The organism is Sporosarcina sp. QA0331, assembly GCF_055808055.1.
The window spans coordinates 2900001-2915900 of record NZ_CM147850.1 but is presented as its reverse complement, the minus strand read 5'-3'; the positions used below and the strand labels follow the sequence as shown (position 1 = coordinate 2915900).

At 45.0% G+C, this 15900-nt stretch carries 16 protein-coding genes (1 of these 16 cut by a window edge); 12 read left to right on the top strand and 4 right to left on the bottom strand.

Annotated features, from left to right (window positions below):
- Nucleotides 1–178: 178 nt before the first annotated feature.
- On the bottom strand, nucleotides 179–1162 hold the full coding sequence (locus AC0L13_RS14875; RefSeq protein WP_473640892.1) for a metal-dependent hydrolase: 984 nt from the start codon (nucleotides 1160–1162) through the stop codon (nucleotides 179–181).
- 107 nt (nucleotides 1163–1269) lie between these two features.
- On the opposite strand from AC0L13_RS14875, the gene mutY reads away from it, so the two are divergent.
- The 9 genes from mutY (at nucleotide 1270) to nikC (ending at nucleotide 10927) form a co-directional block, all read left to right on the top strand.
- Complete coding sequence (mutY, locus tag AC0L13_RS14870; protein ID WP_473640890.1) at nucleotides 1270–2331, top strand: A/G-specific adenine glycosylase; 1062 nt, start codon at nucleotides 1270–1272, stop codon at nucleotides 2329–2331.
- A gap of 61 nt (nucleotides 2332–2392) precedes the next feature.
- On the top strand, nucleotides 2393–2599 hold the full coding sequence (locus AC0L13_RS14865) for a gamma-type small acid-soluble spore protein (protein WP_440502010.1): 207 nt from the start codon (nucleotides 2393–2395) through the stop codon (nucleotides 2597–2599).
- A 140-nt stretch (nucleotides 2600–2739) separates the two neighbouring features.
- Nucleotides 2740–3285, top strand: coding sequence for a nucleoside tri-diphosphate phosphatase (gene ntdP, locus AC0L13_RS14860; protein WP_440502012.1), 546 nt, complete (start codon nucleotides 2740–2742; stop codon nucleotides 3283–3285).
- A 59-nt stretch (nucleotides 3286–3344) separates the two neighbouring features.
- On the top strand, nucleotides 3345–5090 hold the full coding sequence (locus AC0L13_RS14855) for an ABC transporter ATP-binding protein (protein WP_473640887.1): 1746 nt from the start codon (nucleotides 3345–3347) through the stop codon (nucleotides 5088–5090).
- A gap of 216 nt (nucleotides 5091–5306) precedes the next feature.
- The gene (locus AC0L13_RS14850) at nucleotides 5307–6329 is read left to right on the top strand and encodes an ABC transporter ATP-binding protein (RefSeq protein ID WP_473640885.1); all 1023 of its coding nucleotides are present in this window, start codon (nucleotides 5307–5309) and stop codon (nucleotides 6327–6329) included.
- A complete protein-coding gene (locus tag AC0L13_RS14845; RefSeq protein ID WP_473640882.1) occupies nucleotides 6301–7314 on the top strand; it encodes an ABC transporter ATP-binding protein in 1014 nt (337 codons plus the stop codon). Before AC0L13_RS14850 ends, AC0L13_RS14845 begins: the two co-directional genes overlap by 29 nt.
- Nucleotides 7311–8894, top strand: coding sequence for an ABC transporter substrate-binding protein (locus tag AC0L13_RS14840; protein ID WP_473640879.1), 1584 nt, complete (start codon nucleotides 7311–7313; stop codon nucleotides 8892–8894). The genes AC0L13_RS14845 and AC0L13_RS14840 overlap by 4 nt, the downstream gene beginning before the upstream one ends.
- A 114-nt stretch (nucleotides 8895–9008) precedes the next feature.
- Nucleotides 9009–10013, top strand: coding sequence for an ABC transporter permease (locus AC0L13_RS14835; protein ID WP_473640877.1), 1005 nt, complete (start codon nucleotides 9009–9011; stop codon nucleotides 10011–10013).
- A gap of 17 nt (nucleotides 10014–10030) precedes the next feature.
- Nucleotides 10031–10927 (top strand): nickel transporter permease, encoded by an 897-nt coding sequence (nikC, locus tag AC0L13_RS14830; protein ID WP_440502020.1) that lies wholly within the window; start codon nucleotides 10031–10033, stop codon nucleotides 10925–10927.
- 48 nt (nucleotides 10928–10975) lie between these two features.
- On the opposite strand, the gene AC0L13_RS14825 is transcribed toward nikC, so the two are convergent.
- Both AC0L13_RS14825 and AC0L13_RS14820 read right to left on the bottom strand, forming a co-directional pair.
- Entirely contained in the window at nucleotides 10976–12058 is a 1083-nt protein-coding gene (locus AC0L13_RS14825) for an FUSC family protein (protein WP_473640873.1), read from the bottom strand.
- A 76-nt stretch (nucleotides 12059–12134) separates the two neighbouring features.
- Entirely contained in the window at nucleotides 12135–13439 is a 1305-nt protein-coding gene (locus tag AC0L13_RS14820; protein ID WP_473640870.1) for a glutamate-1-semialdehyde 2,1-aminomutase, read from the bottom strand.
- 240 nt (nucleotides 13440–13679) lie between these two features.
- Here AC0L13_RS14820 and bcp point away from each other — a divergent pair, with 240 nt between their 5' ends.
- The 3 genes from bcp to perR all read left to right on the top strand — a co-directional run bounded on the left by bcp (nucleotide 13680) and on the right by perR (nucleotide 15674).
- Entirely contained in the window at nucleotides 13680–14159 is a 480-nt protein-coding gene (gene bcp / locus AC0L13_RS14815; protein WP_473640868.1) for a thioredoxin-dependent thiol peroxidase, read from the top strand.
- Nucleotides 14160–14171: 12 nt separating this feature from the next.
- On the top strand, nucleotides 14172–15116 hold the full coding sequence (locus AC0L13_RS14810; RefSeq protein ID WP_473640866.1) for a D-2-hydroxyacid dehydrogenase: 945 nt from the start codon (nucleotides 14172–14174) through the stop codon (nucleotides 15114–15116).
- A 114-nt stretch (nucleotides 15117–15230) separates the two neighbouring features.
- Nucleotides 15231–15674 carry a peroxide-responsive transcriptional repressor PerR gene (gene perR, locus AC0L13_RS14805; RefSeq protein WP_473640863.1) on the top strand — a complete coding sequence of 148 codons (444 nt, stop codon included), beginning with the start codon at nucleotides 15231–15233 and terminating at the stop codon, nucleotides 15672–15674.
- Nucleotides 15675–15714: 40 nt separating this feature from the next.
- On the opposite strand, the gene AC0L13_RS14800 is transcribed toward perR, so the two are convergent.
- On the bottom strand, nucleotides 15715–15900 hold the 3' portion of the coding sequence (locus AC0L13_RS14800) for a YgzB family protein (RefSeq protein WP_473640861.1). Its footprint extends 186 nt past the window's final position; the window shows 186 of its 372 coding nt (coding positions 187–372); its start codon lies off the right edge, out of view — the gene reads right to left on this strand; it ends in the stop codon at nucleotides 15715–15717.

Below are 15900 nucleotides of genomic sequence, written 5' to 3'. Positions count from 1 at the left end.
TAGCTCCGGGTGCCAGAGGATCGGGGTCATAAGTCAAATATACTGCGTGGCAAAGAGCGCCACTTCGTATATTCGCCTTATGCCTGAGGCCGGCAGGAAGCCGGTCATGCAGTTGTTGCCGCAGGACGCGGTGCACTTAGACTGCGAACCTCTGCTGAGCAGGCGCCCTCCGCTTTTGTTATGAATTCGGAATGAAATTCAACTTTTTCCGGAGCTTGTCCTCCGAGAAAATCCATCCCGTATACGAATTGATGACTTCCATGTCTTCATTAATATGTGCGACAGCGACGAACGGGTAATAGCTCTTGCTTCGATATCGCAAATCGATGAGGCGTACTTCATACAAATCTCCAACATAGGAAACGGACCATCTATATATCGGGGAAAATGAAACGAAAGCCTGTATGTTCTTATCTTCCATTGCCGCATCGATATATGGAGATTTTGGCATGGGCTCGCGTTCGAATCTGTCGTATATGTTGACGGAACGTCCGTATGCCCGTCCGACATAGTGGCATTCCTTATTGGAAGCAGCAACCCGCCACTGGAAAAAATGCATCGTCGGTGCGATGAATATATCGTCAGCATCCGGAATCGTATTGCGAACAGCATGTTTCACTGCCGCTTTAACAGCAAAACGCAACAGATAATAGAAGAAAACGACGATATACAAAAGTGTGAATGTCAAAACAGGTTCTGTGCCGAATATCCATGCAAGTATGGCGATAATATGCAACGCGAAAATGATCGGGTCAAACGTATTGATGACCCCAAGAGCGACCCATTGATTAGAAAATGGCCGTAACGCTTGCGTTCCATACGCGTTGAATATATCTACGAAGACGTGCAAAAACACCGCTAAAAATGTCCAAGCCCATAGATGAAAGAATGCTGCCTCAGGAAAAATGAACGACAGCAAAACTGAGATGACGAGCGGCCATAGCAGGACTGCAGGCACCGAATGAGTAATCCCGCGATGATTCCGTATATAAACCGCATTATTCCTCAATTTAAGGACAGTATCGACATCAGGTATTAGCGAGCCCGATACGACTCCGATAAATACCGCCGTCATAGTGACAGAATCTGAGGCAACGACTGGATCCGCCAATGTCAAACCGCATACGGCGGCACCCATGACAATATGTGTTCCGGTATCCAAACAAATCACTCCTTTACATCGCCTCTGAAATGGCAAAACAATCTTTATTCATTTAGTATATACCCTATTTTTCATTAACGAAAAGCATATGCAAAACGGAGGACTTCATGCAACTATTTGAACGGAAACTTGAAAGTGAATTCAGGAAAGCATTAATCAGTTGGTATTTGGAAGAGAAAAGGGATCTGCCGTGGAGAAGGACGTCAAATCCTTATTACATATGGGTGTCAGAAGTGATGCTTCAACAGACACGTGTAGAAACAGTCATCCCTTATTATGAACGTTTTATCGGGAAATTTCCGACGCTTGCCGATTTTGCTGAAGCGAAGGAAGAAGATGTATTGAAAATGTGGGAAGGACTCGGATATTATTCACGCGCCCGGAATTTGCAAGCTGGCGTGAAAGAAGTTGTAGCTGAATATGGAAGTAGGATTCCTGAGAACCGGAAAGACATTTCCAAACTGAAAGGTGTCGGTCCGTATACTGCAGGCGCTGTACTCAGTATCGCTTTTGGAGTTCCGGAGCATGCAGTCGACGGGAATGTAATGAGAGTATTATCACGTATTTTATTAATTGAAGAAGATATCGCGATTCCAAAAACGCGAAAACTTTTCGAGGAAGTTGTCATGGCGTTAATTGATAAGGAAGATCCTTCGTCTTTCAATCAAGGCTTAATGGAACTCGGAGCGACAATTTGCACGCCAAGACCGAGATGTCTGTTATGTCCGGTTCGTGATTTCTGCACAGCTTTCCATGAAGGCAGGCAGGAGGAATTGCCCATGAAATCCAAAAAAGTGAAGATGAAGACAGTGCCTTTGCTATCATTTGCTATCCGGAATGCCGAAGGAAAGTGGCTATTGAAGCAAAGACCTTCTAAAGGGCTGTTAGCAAATATGTGGGAATTTCCGATGGTGGAAAATAGTGATCGTCCTTTAGAGGAGATTGTCAAAAACGAATTTGAAATGAAAACCGGATTGTTTACGCCGTTGATTGAATTCAACCATATCTTTTCACATCTGACATGGGAAATGAAAAGCTATATGACGGTGACGGATGATGCTGCGCCTGAAGGCTATAGATTCTTTTCGACGGAAGAAGTCGAATCATTGCCAAAAGCGGTTCCTGTCATAAAGATTTGGGAAGAAGCGAAAAATCGATTGACCATTTAAAAAATCTCTAGAATAAAACGGGGTACTTTGAACATCATATTGGTTACGGAGGTGAAAATCCATGGCCAACAAAAATCGAAACAACTTTAACCAACAAAAACAGCAAGCTTCGTTCACAGACCCAAACAAAGTGAAACAGGAAATCATGTCTGAAGAGTTTGGATCTGAAACAGACGTGAACGAAGTTCGCCAACAAAACCAGCAATCAGAAATGAACAAAACAAACACTTCTGGTGCAGCTGGTGGTTTCGGAAGTCAATCGAAATAATGGATGGACATCACCGGCCGGCAGCTAAAGCTGCCGGTTTTTTTATGCGCTTGCAGAAGGGTAAACGTTTCAAATTTGTTTAACCAATTGGTATAATGTACGAATATTGAGGTTTTCGAAACTTAAAGGTGGTTTTACGGATGACAATACCGAAAGAAGGCGAAACGATACAAGTACATAGTTATAAGCATGATGGCAATATTCACCGAGTTTGGCAGGAAACAACCGTGCTAAAGGGGACGCGCAATATTGTAATTGGGGCGAATGAACGGACGCTTGTAACAGAAGCAGACGGTAGAACGTGGTTGACGAGAGAGCCTTCGATCTGTTACTTCCATGCCGAACATTGGTTTAATATTATTTGTATGCTTCGGGAAGACGGTGTCTACTATTACGTGAATATGAGTTCTCCCTTCGTTTATGACAATCATTCATTGAAATATATTGACTACGATCTCGACGTGAAAGTGTTTCCTGATATGAGTTATTTGATCCTGGATGAGGATGAATACGATGATCATAAAAAGAAAATGAATTATCCTGAAGTGATCGATCAAATATTGAAGCGCAATCTCGATAAGCTCCTTATGTGGATTAAACAGCGCAAAGGTCCATTTGCACCGGATTTCATCGAAGTGTGGACGTCAAGATACCAATTCCATAAACAGGTAAAGAAAAACGATTAATGAGAGCCTGTCTGCGTTTATGCAGTTGGGCTTTTTATTGTTATAGAAGGAGGATGAGAATGGGAGAGAGTATTAAAAGATATTTAAAATTTGTAAAACCGTATAATTGGCAAATCATCTTGACGATTTTAATTGGTGTCGTGAAATTTGCAATTCCTTTGTTCATTCCATATTTAATTAAAATTGTCATTGACGATATTATCGGAGCGGACATGCTAACCGACGCGGAGAAAACAAGGCAGCTTTTCTTATGGCTCGGAGGAACGGTATTGCTGTTTTTCATCATCAGGCCGCCCGTTGAATATTATCGACAATATTTTGCACAATATGTCAGCAATAAAATCTTATATGATATCCGTGAAAATCTGTATGGGCATTTGCAAAGGCTCGGACTTCGCTATTATTCCAATACGAGGGCAGGAGAAGTCATTTCACGTGTCATCAATGATGTCGAACAGACGAAGAATTTTGTCACGATCGGCTTGATGAATGTGTGGCTTGATTTGGCAACGATCATCATCGCAACATGCATCATGCTGACGATGGACGTTCCGTTGACAATCGTCACTTTGCTCGCATTCCCTTTTTATGCTTACAGTGTGAAGCATTTCTTCGGGAAGTTGAGAGATTTAACGAGAAAACGTTCGCAGGCGCTTGCCGATGTACAAAGTTATTTGCATGAACGGGTGACGGGAATAAGCGTCATTAAAAGTTTTGCGCTTGAGGACAAGGAACAGGAGCGGTTTGATGAAACGAACGGCAATTTCCTCGATAAGGCTCTTGATCATACGAGGTGGAATGCGAAAGCATTTGCAGTCGTCAATACAATAACTGATGTCGCTCCTTTGCTCGTAATCGCATATGCAGGCTATCAAGTAATCAACGGCTCGTTATCGGTCGGTGTTATGGTTGCCTTCATCGCGTACATAGATCGTTTGTACAATCCGTTGAGACGATTGGTCAATGCTTCGACATCGCTGACGCAATCATTCGCTTCAATGGACCGTGTATTTGAACTGATGGAAGAGCCTTACGATATTAAAGATAAAACGGGCGCAAAACCATTGCCGCGAATCGAAGGGGAAATCCAGTTCGACCATGTCGGTTTTTCGTATGGGGAAGATGAAGAGTCTGTTTTGAATGACGTGAATTTCACGGTTAAACCAGGTGAGACAGTTGCGCTAGTTGGAATGAGCGGTGGAGGAAAGTCGACGATTGTCAGTTTGATTCCGCGGTTTTATGATGTGACTGCAGGAGCGATCCGCATTGACGGATATGACTTGCGCGATGTTCAATTGAAGTCGTTGCGTGACCAAATCGGGCTCGTCCTCCAAGACAGTATCCTCTTCAGCGATTCCGTCAAGAGCAATATTTTGATGGGGAATCCAGAAGCAACGGATGACGAAGTAATTGCTGCAGCCAAAGCCGCGAACGCCCATGACTTCATCGAATCATTGCCGGAAGGTTACGATACGACAGTCGGAGAGCGTGGAGTTAAATTATCGGGTGGACAGAAACAGCGGATCGCCATTGCACGCGTATTCTTGAAAAATCCGCCGCTCCTTATTTTAGATGAAGCAACTTCCGCTTTGGACCTTGAAAGTGAAGCGCTCATCCAAGAATCACTCGAACGTCTGGCGAGTGACAGGACAACTGTAATAGTGGCCCATAGACTATCGACGATCACACACGCAGACAAGATCTTCGTCATCGATCATGGAGAGTTGAAAGAAGCCGGCAGCCACGAAGAACTGATGGCACAACAAGGCATTTACTACAATCTGTTTCAAGTCCAATCATTATAAAAGTGAAGCTACCGGGAGTTGAACCGGTAGCTTTTTTTATTCTGCCATTCGGCAATCGCGTCCGAAACAAGCCGCCTCGAGCTCAAAGTGAGCTGCCCCGCGCTCAAAGCCCAGTAAAATCCCCTATTAAAATTGCATATTGCCTTTTTCCTAATAGAAAGTATAATGGTTATAATCTAACGTTTCTGAAAACACACAAAATGAAAAGGTGATCTGATGAAGGAAAGGAAGAAAATTCTCGAGGTAAACGACTTGCAGACTACCTTTTTCACAGACTCCGGAAAGATTCCTGCGGTTGATCACATTGATTTTCATCTCCGGGATGGCGAGATTTTAGGGATTGTAGGGGAATCAGGATGCGGAAAAAGTGTAACCTCTTTATCTGTAATGGGGCTCGTACCAAGTCCGCCCGGGAAAATTACCGGTGGAGAAATTGTGTACAGCGGACGCAATTTAATCGACCTATCGGAAAAAGAGATGAGACAAATCCGCGGCAATGACATCGCGATGATTTTTCAGGAGCCGATGACTTCATTGAATCCGCTGTTCACAATTGGCAATCAAATGGTGGAAGCTATTCTGCTCCACGAAAAAGGGTGGTCAAAAAAGAAGGCGGAGGCAAGAGCCGAAGAGATGTTAAAGTTGGTCGGCTTGCCTCGTGCCGATGCTTTGCTAAAGGAGTACCCGCACCAATTGTCGGGTGGCATGCGGCAAAGGGTCATGATTGCGATGGCGCTTGTCTGCAATCCGAGAATATTGATAGCGGACGAGCCGACAACGGCGCTTGATGTTACAATCCAGGCGCAAATATTGAAGTTGATGAAAGATTTGAATGTCCGTTTAGGCACCGCCATATTATTAATAACACATGATCTGGGGGTCGTCGCAGAAACTTGTGAGCGGGTCATCGTCATGTACGCGGGGCAAATTATTGAGGAGGCGCCGACAAAGCTCATTTTTGAAGATCCTCAGCATCCGTATACGAAAGGTCTCATCCAGTCTGTCCCGGATATGCGCTATAAGAAAGATCGACTTCATTCCATCCCGGGGAATGTTCCAAAGCCGGGTTCGATAACGAACGGCTGCAGATTCGCGGCGCGATGCGAGTTTGCGTTCGATCGATGCCGAAAGGAAAATCCAGAGCTCTATGAAACAGCCGACGTCCATCAGACTCGTTGTTTCCTATATGACGAAGGAGGAGTGAAGCCGGATGTCCACAAAGCCTTTATTGAAAGTTAAAAACTTGAAAAAACACTTTCCTATTAAAAAAGGGATGTTCGGCAAGACGGTCGGTTATGTGAAAGCGGTCGATGATGTCTCATTTTATGTAAATGAAGGGGAAACCCTTGGAATTGTCGGCGAAAGCGGATGCGGGAAGTCGACGACAGGGCGTGTGCTCATGCGCTTGCTGGAACCGACAGAAGGAGAAATCGAGTTCGACGGAAAAGATCTTACTTCATTAAGCCAGGAAGAGATGAGAAAAACACGGCGTGATATCCAGATGGTATTCCAGGATCCTTATGCATCGTTGAATCCTCGACATACGATCGGCAAGATTTTGGAGGAGCCACTAATCGTCCATGGCGTGTCTGACCCGAAGGAAAGGAAGAAAAAGGTGCATGAGTTTTTGGATATCGTCGGATTGAATGCATATCATGCGAAGCGCTATCCGCATCAATTCAGCGGAGGACAAAGGCAGCGGATAGGCATAGCACGCGCATTAATGACGAATCCGAAGCTGATCATTGCGGATGAGCCTGTTTCCGCGTTGGACGTGTCGATCCAAGCTCAAGTATTGAATCTAATGCAAGATCTCCAAAAGGAGTTCAATCTTACTTATATTTTCATCGCCCATGATCTCGGTGTCGTCCGGCATATTAGCGATCGGGTCGCTGTCATGTATTTAGGGAAGATGGTAGAGGTTGCGGATAGTGAGCAGCTATATGAAAAACCGCTCCATCCTTATACGCAAGCGTTATTATCGGCTGTGCCTGTGCCGGACCCGGATTTTCAGAAGGAACAGATCATCATAGAAGGAGACATCCCCAATCCGGCGGACCCGCCAACCGGGTGTACATTCCATACACGTTGCCCGTTCAAGATGGATATTTGCACAAAAGTCACTCCGCAACTTACGGAACAAACTACCGGTCATTCTGTCGCCTGCCACCTTCACGTAGGCCAGGTCGACAATGATATAAAACAATTGGAGGGGTCTCTATGAATAAAAAGAGAATGTGGTCAGCTGCGTTGCTACTAATGCTAGTTCTGTCAACTGTGCTCGCAGCCTGTGGGAGCAGTGGAAGCAGTGGGAGCTCGAAAGATACATTAGTCTTCGGTCGCGGCGGCGACTCTACTTCACTCGATCCATCAAGGGTGACGGAAGGCGAAACGTTCAAAGTTACAGTCAATCTATTTGAAACGCTGTTGAATTTCGGTGAGGAAGATACGACTATTCAACCGGGACTCGCGAAAGAGTGGAATACGGATGACGGTTTGACGTACACATTCAAATTGCAGGAAGGCGTTAAATTCCATGACGGTACGGATTTCAATGCGGACGCGGTCGTAAAGAACTTTGAACGCTGGGCGAATGGTGATGCGGATAAGTTCCCGTATTATAACTCCATGTTCGGCGGATTCAAAGGTGATGAAGGCCATGTTATAGACTCGGTCACTGCAGACGGTGATTACACGGTCATCATTAAGCTGAAACGGGAACAAGCTCCGTTCTTGAAAAATATTGCGATGAGCATGTTTGCGATCGCAAGCCCGACTGCATTCGAAAAAGGCGATGATCAGTTTGAAAGAAATCCTGTAGGTACAGGTCCATTCAAGTTTGTGGAATGGAAAGCGAATGAAACGATTACGATTGAAAAATTCGATGAATATTGGCAAGAAGGATTACCGAAATTGGAAAAAGTCATATTCCGTTCCATTCCGGATAACTCCGCACGTTTGAATGCATTAATTGCCGGGGAAATCGATCTTGCTGACGGTATTAATCCTGCAGATGGCGAAAAAATCGAAGGGAATGCTGATCTTCAATTGATTGAACGTCCGTCCATGAACGTCGGTTATCTTGGGTTGACGGTGACGCGCCCTCCTTTTGATAAGAAAGAAGTGCGTCAGGCGATGAACTATGCAATCGATAAGGAAACAATCATTGAGTCATTCTTCGAAGGAAGGGCAAATGTTGCGAAAAACCCGATGCCACCTTCCATTTCAGGATATAACGATGATATCGAAGGATATGATTACAACCCGGAAAAAGCGAAAGAATTATTAGCACAAGCAGGTTATCCGGACGGATTTGAAATGGAACTTTGGGCAATGCCTGTTCCTCGTCCATATATGCCGGATGGCGCAAAAGTAGCTGAAGTAATTCAAAGCAATTTGGCGGATATTGGCGTGAAGGCGAAGATCGTTTCATATGAATGGCCAACATATCTCGATAAGGCGAGCAAAGGGGAAGCGGATGCTTTCATGCTTGGCTGGACTGGAGATAATGGAGACGCCGATAACTTCCTCTATGTTCTTTTAGATGAAGACAATATCGGCAGCAACAACTATACGTATTTTAAAAACGATGAAATGCATGATCTGTTCATTGAAGCTCAAACGGAAGTAGATGAGGATAAGCGTATCGAGCTTTATAAAAAAGCACAGGAGATTATTCATGATGAGGCACCTTGGGTTCCAATCGCTCACTCTACTCCACTTCTTGCGGCAGCTAAGGATTTAACTGGATTCGTTCCGCATCCGACAGGTTCAGATCTGTTATCGAACGTAGAATTCAAATGATAGATTCGCTTTTCACTTTGCATTGATCAGTAAGGGGGAGTCGTCCGATTTCCCCCTTTTCCTAATGATGCGTCGTGTGAATGGATAGGTAATCGGAATCAGTGAGGTGATCGTATGCTCAGTTACGTCGGTAGAAGGTTATTGCAGTTAATACCTGTCCTTCTCGGAATGGTTTTCATTGTATTCATGATGATCCGGGCGATTCCCGGCAACCCGGCCCAAGTCATTTTAGGACAGCAAGCAACTGCGGAAGCGGTCGCCGCGATGAATGCGAAATTAGGGTTGGACCAACCATGGTATATTCAATTCTTCAAGTATTTAGGTGGAATCTTACAAGGGGATCTCGGTGAGTCAATGCGCACGCGGCTTCCGGTCGCCGATGAAATATGGCCGCATTTGGCCGCGACGATGGAACTCGCTTTTTTTGCAATACTAATCGCTATTATCGTAGGTGTTAATGCGGGCATCATTTCGGCATGGTTCCAGAACTCGTGGTTTGACTACATAGCGATGATTTTGGCGCTCGTCGGCGTTTCTATGCCAATTTTTTGGCTTGGTCTGTTAGGACAATGGGCGTTTGCAATCGAATTCAGCTGGCTGCCAACAACCGGCAGAGAACAGGTAAGGGATCCGGTCAACGCTATTACTCATCTATACATTATTGACACAATCATTCAAGGACGATTCGATCAATTATTCCAAGTGCTGCGCCACCTCGTATTGCCAGGAATTGCATTGGCGACAATACCGATGGCGATCATTGCAAGGATGACACGTTCAAGTATGCTGGAAGTGATGCGCTCCGATTACATCAGAACTGCTCGGGCGAAAGGGCAGAAAATGTTTTGGGTCGTTTACAAGCATGCTTTCAAAAATGCGGTTATTCCAGTATTGACGATCATCGGTCTGCAAATGGGTATGTTGCTTGGCGGTGCTATTTTGACCGAGACGATCTTTGCATGGCCGGGCATAGGACGGTATATATACGATGCCATCAACTTCCGTGATTATCCCGTCATCCAGTCAGGAATTCTCATTGTCGCCTTCATCTTCGTCATGATTAATCTGATCGTCGACTTGTTATATGGTCTGATTGATTCGAGGATTAAATATGACTGAGGAAGGGGGAATGGGATATGTCTGAACTTACGCCTAAAATGGATGGAATTGTAGAAGCGGAAATCGACAAGTCGACTGGCCCGTGGCGAGAGGCTTGGCGAAGCTTTAGAAAGAGCAAAGTGGCGGTTGCAGGAATGATCATTATCCTCTTTTTCGTGCTTCTTGCCATTTTTGGACCTTTCATTGCAAAAGAAGGGATCAATGAGCAGATGGCCGCCGACCGGCTTCAGCCGCCTTCAGCCGAATATTGGCTTGGGACAGATGATTTCGGCAGGGATATACTTTCACGCATAATTCACGGGGCGAGAATTTCGCTTTCTGTCGGGTTCTTGTCCGTCATTGCATCGGTCATCGTCGGTAGTTTTTTAGGAATCGTGGCAGGTTATTATGGAAGATGGACAGATACGATCATCTCTAGGATCTTCGATATTATGCTTGCATTTCCATCGATCCTGCTAGCCATCGCTATCGTTTCGGTATTAGGACCGGGGCTTGAAAATGCATTGATTGCCATTGCAATCATTAACGTACCGAATTTCGGCCGATTGATACGGTCCAAAGTGTTAAGCATCAAGGAAGATGAATATATTATGTCTGCAAAGGCAATCGGAATGAAAGATGCACGAATTTTATTCTCCCATATCCTTCCGAATTCAATGGCACCAGTTATCGTGCAAGGGACGCTGGCGATTGCAACTGCCATCCTAGAAGCGGCAGCGCTCGGTTTTCTTGGGCTCGGTGCGCAGGCGCCGCAGCCAGAATGGGGGAAAATGCTCGCCGATTCGAAGTCTTATTTGCAGTCCGCTCCATGGACGATGATATTCCCAGGGCTCTCCATCATGCTGACAGTGTTAGGTTTCAACTTGATGGGAGACGGCTTAAGAGACGCGCTCGATCCGAAAATGAAAAACTGAAAAAACCATCCTTGGCTCATTGTCCAAGGATGGTTTCTCGTTTTATTCTTAATAGATTTCATCTTGCAGTTCATTGCTCACTTCATGTCCGTGCCTACGTTTATTGGAGACGATCAATCGATCGAGATATTCCAATTGTTCTTCGTAGTCCAACAAAGAAGAAAGGACGTGAAGGAGGTGATAGGCGGAAAATTCTTCTTCCTCTTTTGTGATGGCGATTTCCTTCGCGAAAATATCCATCACTTCCTGTCGTTGGATGAATTCTTCGGTCATACTTTCCATCATCCTGTCGGCCTTCAACTTGCCGACAAACTTCAAATGGATTTGCTCGTGATACGTAAGCAAAGCATCGAGCCGTTCCTGAATCATCATCCGAAAATGCTCCGGCAATTTGATTAATTCATTTTCAAATTTATGAAGTCGTGATAGCACTTCATAGCTACTTTGAGAGGTTGCAATCATCTGTCTGTAAATAACAAGCTTACGCGCCTTCGAGCGAGAGGTCTTCTTGAAATAGCTTCGCTCCTCTTTATAAAGCGAATATAGCTGGTCGATGTTTGTGAGCCGTTCTTTCAGTTTCACCAATGACTTTTTTGTAGCGATATGTTCGGAAGCTTGCCTTCCTGCAAGCCGGATCCATCGGATAATGTCATCCTGTGCATTGTGGATCGCTTGGAAAAGCTTTGTTTCATACTTCGGAGGCATGAATAACAAGTTGACAACAAATGCGGAAAGTACCCCGATGACCATTGTGACGAATCGAAGGAGGGCGAAGGACAGGAATGCGTCCCCTTTGATCTCCATAATGGCGATCATCGTCACTAAAGCTAGGGAAATGGATTTCTCAAGCCCTAGCTTCAGCATGATCAAGATGATAATGACCGCTGCGAATCCGACAATGACAATTTGATGCCCGAACAATAGTACAAAGGTGATGGCGGTAATGGCACCGATCAGATTCCCTTGGATTTGTTCAATGATCGTCAAATATGATCGATAAATGGAAGGTTGAATCGCAAAGATAGCTGCGATGCCTGCAAAAACCGGATTCGGCAAGCTGAGCATTTCAGCGAGAAACAATGCGGCAACAATCGCAATACCCGTTTTGAAGATGCGGGCTCCAAGTTTCATATGATTATCCTTTCTACTAAAGGTATTTATGAGGTTAGTGCTTTCATTCGCAAACCCGTTTTACTTAATGGTTTTTTCATTTGTTCATTTGGCGTGACAATTCTTCGAATGAACGGTCAACCGCCTCTAGTGTATGAGTGATGTCCTCCTCTTTATGCGCAATTGTGAGGAACCAAGCTTCATATTTTGAAGGAGCAAGGTTGATGCCGTTCGCGAGCATTAGTTTAAAGAATTTCGCGAAGAGCTCTCCGTCAGTCTGTTCAGCTTGCTCATAGTTTTCCACTGTTACATCAGTGAAGAAAAGGGTAAGCGCACCGCCAAGACGATTGATTGTCATCGTAATGCCGTGTTTTCCCGCCAATTGAAGAATGCCTTCTTCCAGCATTCCACCTAGACGGTCCATTTCTTCATAGACGCCGGGCTGCTGCAATACTTCCAAACAAGCGATGCCGGACAGCATGGAAGCAGGATTTCCTGCCATCGTACCTGCTTGGTATGCAGGACCGAGCGGTGCGACAGTTTCCATAATTTCTTTCTTGCCGCCGTAAGCTCCGATTGGCAAACCGCCGCCGATGATCTTTCCGAAGGCGATCAAATCAGGAGTTGTACCAAGTAATGTTTGAGCGCTGCCATAATGGAAACGGAATGCGGTAATCACTTCATCATAAACAATAAGCGCGCCTTTTTCCTTCGCAAGTTCGTGGACGAGTGGAAGGAATCCTTCATTCGGTTCGACAATGCCGAAGTTCCCAACAATCGGCTCGACCAATACACATGCAAGTTCGTCTCCCCATTTTTCCATTGCTTCCTTATATGCATCAGGATCATTGAATGGGATTGTAATGACTTCTTGGGCGATGGATGCTGGGACACCTGCTGAATCCGGAGTCCCTAATGTTGCCGGACCGGACCCTGCAGCTACGAGTACAAGATCTGAATGCCCATGATAGCAACCCGCAAACTTCATTACTTTTGTTCTTCCGGTGAAAGCACGTGCCACGCGGATTGTCGTCATGACAGCTTCCGTACCTGAGTTGACGAAACGAACTTTATCCATGGAAGGGATCGCTTCTTTCAACATTTTAGCAAATTTGACTTCGTGGCGCGTCGGAGTTCCGTACAGTACACCGGTAGTTGCCGCCTTCGTAATGGCTTCTGCGATATGTGGGTGTGCGTGGCCGGTAATGATTGGACCGTAAGCACCTAAGTAATCGATATATTTATTTCCATCAACGTCCCAGAAATAGGCACCTTCCGCGCGCTCCATTACTGTAGGGGCTCCGCCGCCTACTGCTTTATAGCCGCGGGAAGGGCTGTTTACTCCTCCGACGATATGTTCACAAGCTTCTTGATAGATCTGTTCTGATTTTGTTCTGTCCATTTCAATTCCTCCGTTCAAATCGGTACAACCTCCATTTTATACAAAACTGCGTCGATACGCCAAAGAAATTGAAACTCTATCAGATGTCCGGTACGATTGGGTTACAGTGAAACTTCAATCAGTGGTGGAAATCACCCACTGATTGTTAGTTGAACCAATCGGGCGTTTACTGGCTGTTGAACCCCAAAGGATGACTTTCAGTCAGTTAATGCGGGAAAAGAAAAAGTTGGAGGGATCGCTATGGAAAAGTTGGAAGGAATGCAAGCGCCGCAATTCTCATTGCCGGACGAAAACGGTGAAATTGTTTCACTACGGGATTTTGAAGGGAAGAAATATGTCATCCTCTACTTTTATCCGAAAGACGCTACTCCTGGCTGCACAACGCAGGCATGTGATTTCAGGGACGCGTATCAAAGCTTCAGTGATTTGAACGCCGTCATTTTAGGTGTGAGTCCAGATAACGAAGCATCGCACCAGCGGTTTATCGAAAAACAAGGCCTTCCATTTTCATTGCTAGTCGATGAAAAGCATGAGGCTGCAGAAGCGTACGGCGTTTGGAAATTAAAGAAAATGTTCGGCAAGGAATACATGGGAATCGAACGATCCACATTTTTGATTGACCCTACAGGGACAGTTGTGAAGGAATGGCGGAAAGTGAAAGTAAAAGGACATATCGAAGAAGCGCTTGCTACGTTGGAGCAATTAACGAAGAAGGCGTAAGGGGGAAGTTAGATGAAAGTATTATTCACCTTCAAGATTAAGGACGAACAGATGGAGAAATTAAAAGCTGATTTTCCTGAAATCCAATTTGACTTCAATAACAAAGTTGATACAGCCCCAGTAGAGGATTTTGAAGTTATTGTTACCTATGGTGAAGATATAAGTACAGGGGTCCTTGATAGAGCAACTTCTTTAAAATGGCTAATGGTCGCTTCTGCAGGTGTGGAAAAGATGCCGCTCGCTGAAATTGCCGAAAAAGGCATCATCATTAGTAATGTTCGCGGAATCCATAAAACACCGATGGCAGAAACAGCTCTTGCACATATTCTATCCCTTAAACGAGCGTTGCCGGTATTAGCGGAGCAACAAAGGCGGAAAGAGTGGAATACGAAAGTTCGCCAAACGGAACTGCGAGGATCGACTGCGCTTATTCTTGGGCCGGGGGCGATCGGATCTGAAATAGGTCGATTGCTTCAAGCTTTCGGCGTTCGGACGATCGGCTGTAATCATTCAGGGAATCCAGCACAGTACATGGACGATACGATTCAATTTGATGGGCTGCTCAGCAGACTTCCAGAAGCAGACATTGTGCTATCAGTATTGCCGAGCACAACCAAAACGAAAGGGTTGCTGACGGAAAGCCATTTTAAGGCGATGAAGGAAACTGCAATCTTCATGAATTTCGGCAGAGGTGACCTTGTAAAAGAAGCGATTCTTGTGGAAGCTCTGAAAAACGAGGAAATTGGACACGTAGTCCTCGACGTGTTTGAAACGGAGCCATTACTTGCGGAAAGCGAGCTTTGGTCTTTATCAAATATTACAATTTCCCCGCATGTCTCCAGCCATTCGGGGAAGTATATTGAGAGAGCGCTCGAGTTTTTCACGGAAAATCTGAAGAAATGGCAAAGAGGTGAGAAGGATCTTACCAATTTGATTAATCCTGCAAAAGGGTATTGATCCGGTGCCTGCATCCACCTATGGACAGCTCTTTAGTTGACAAATATGCCTTTTCTCAGTAAACTAATTATAATGATTATAAAGAAGTAATCTTTATGGATTGGAGTGTTGGCGATGTCTGAAGTGTTCTTGAAAGACGCGCTTGTCACATTGAAGGAAAGCGGTGTTCGAATTACACCGCAAAGGCATGCAATTTTAGAGTTTCTCATTTCTTGTGAGAAGCATCCTACAGCTGATGAAATATATAGAGCGCTAGAAGCTGATTTCCCAAATATGAGTGTTGCGACCGTATATAATAATTTGCGGGTTTTCCGGAATGCCGGACTCGTAAAGGAACTTACTTATGGAGATTCGTCGAGCCGGTTCGATTTTGTCACCCATGATCATTATCACATCATCTGTGATAACTGCGGGAAAATTGTCGACTTCCATCATCCCGGACTTGAGGAAGTTGAGCATCTCGCTTCTCATGTTACAGGCTTCGAAGTGAATTCCCATCGTCTTGAAGTATATGGAACATGTCCTGATTGTGCAGCAGGCGCCAATAAAGCAAAATAAGAAAACCGGTTCCGAAGGTGAAAGACGGAACCGGTTTTTCTTATTTCTCTTTAGATGATTCTTTTCTATTCGCTGGGCGGTTGTACGCTTCATCAAATTCCTTGCCTTCCAATGATGGATCCAACGTAAGTGGTTCTCTACAATGTCCGCACATATCGACCCGACCAAGCATTTTAGTCGCTTTGCCGCAACTCGGACAGACAATTTGCACAGCCCTTGTCGACAA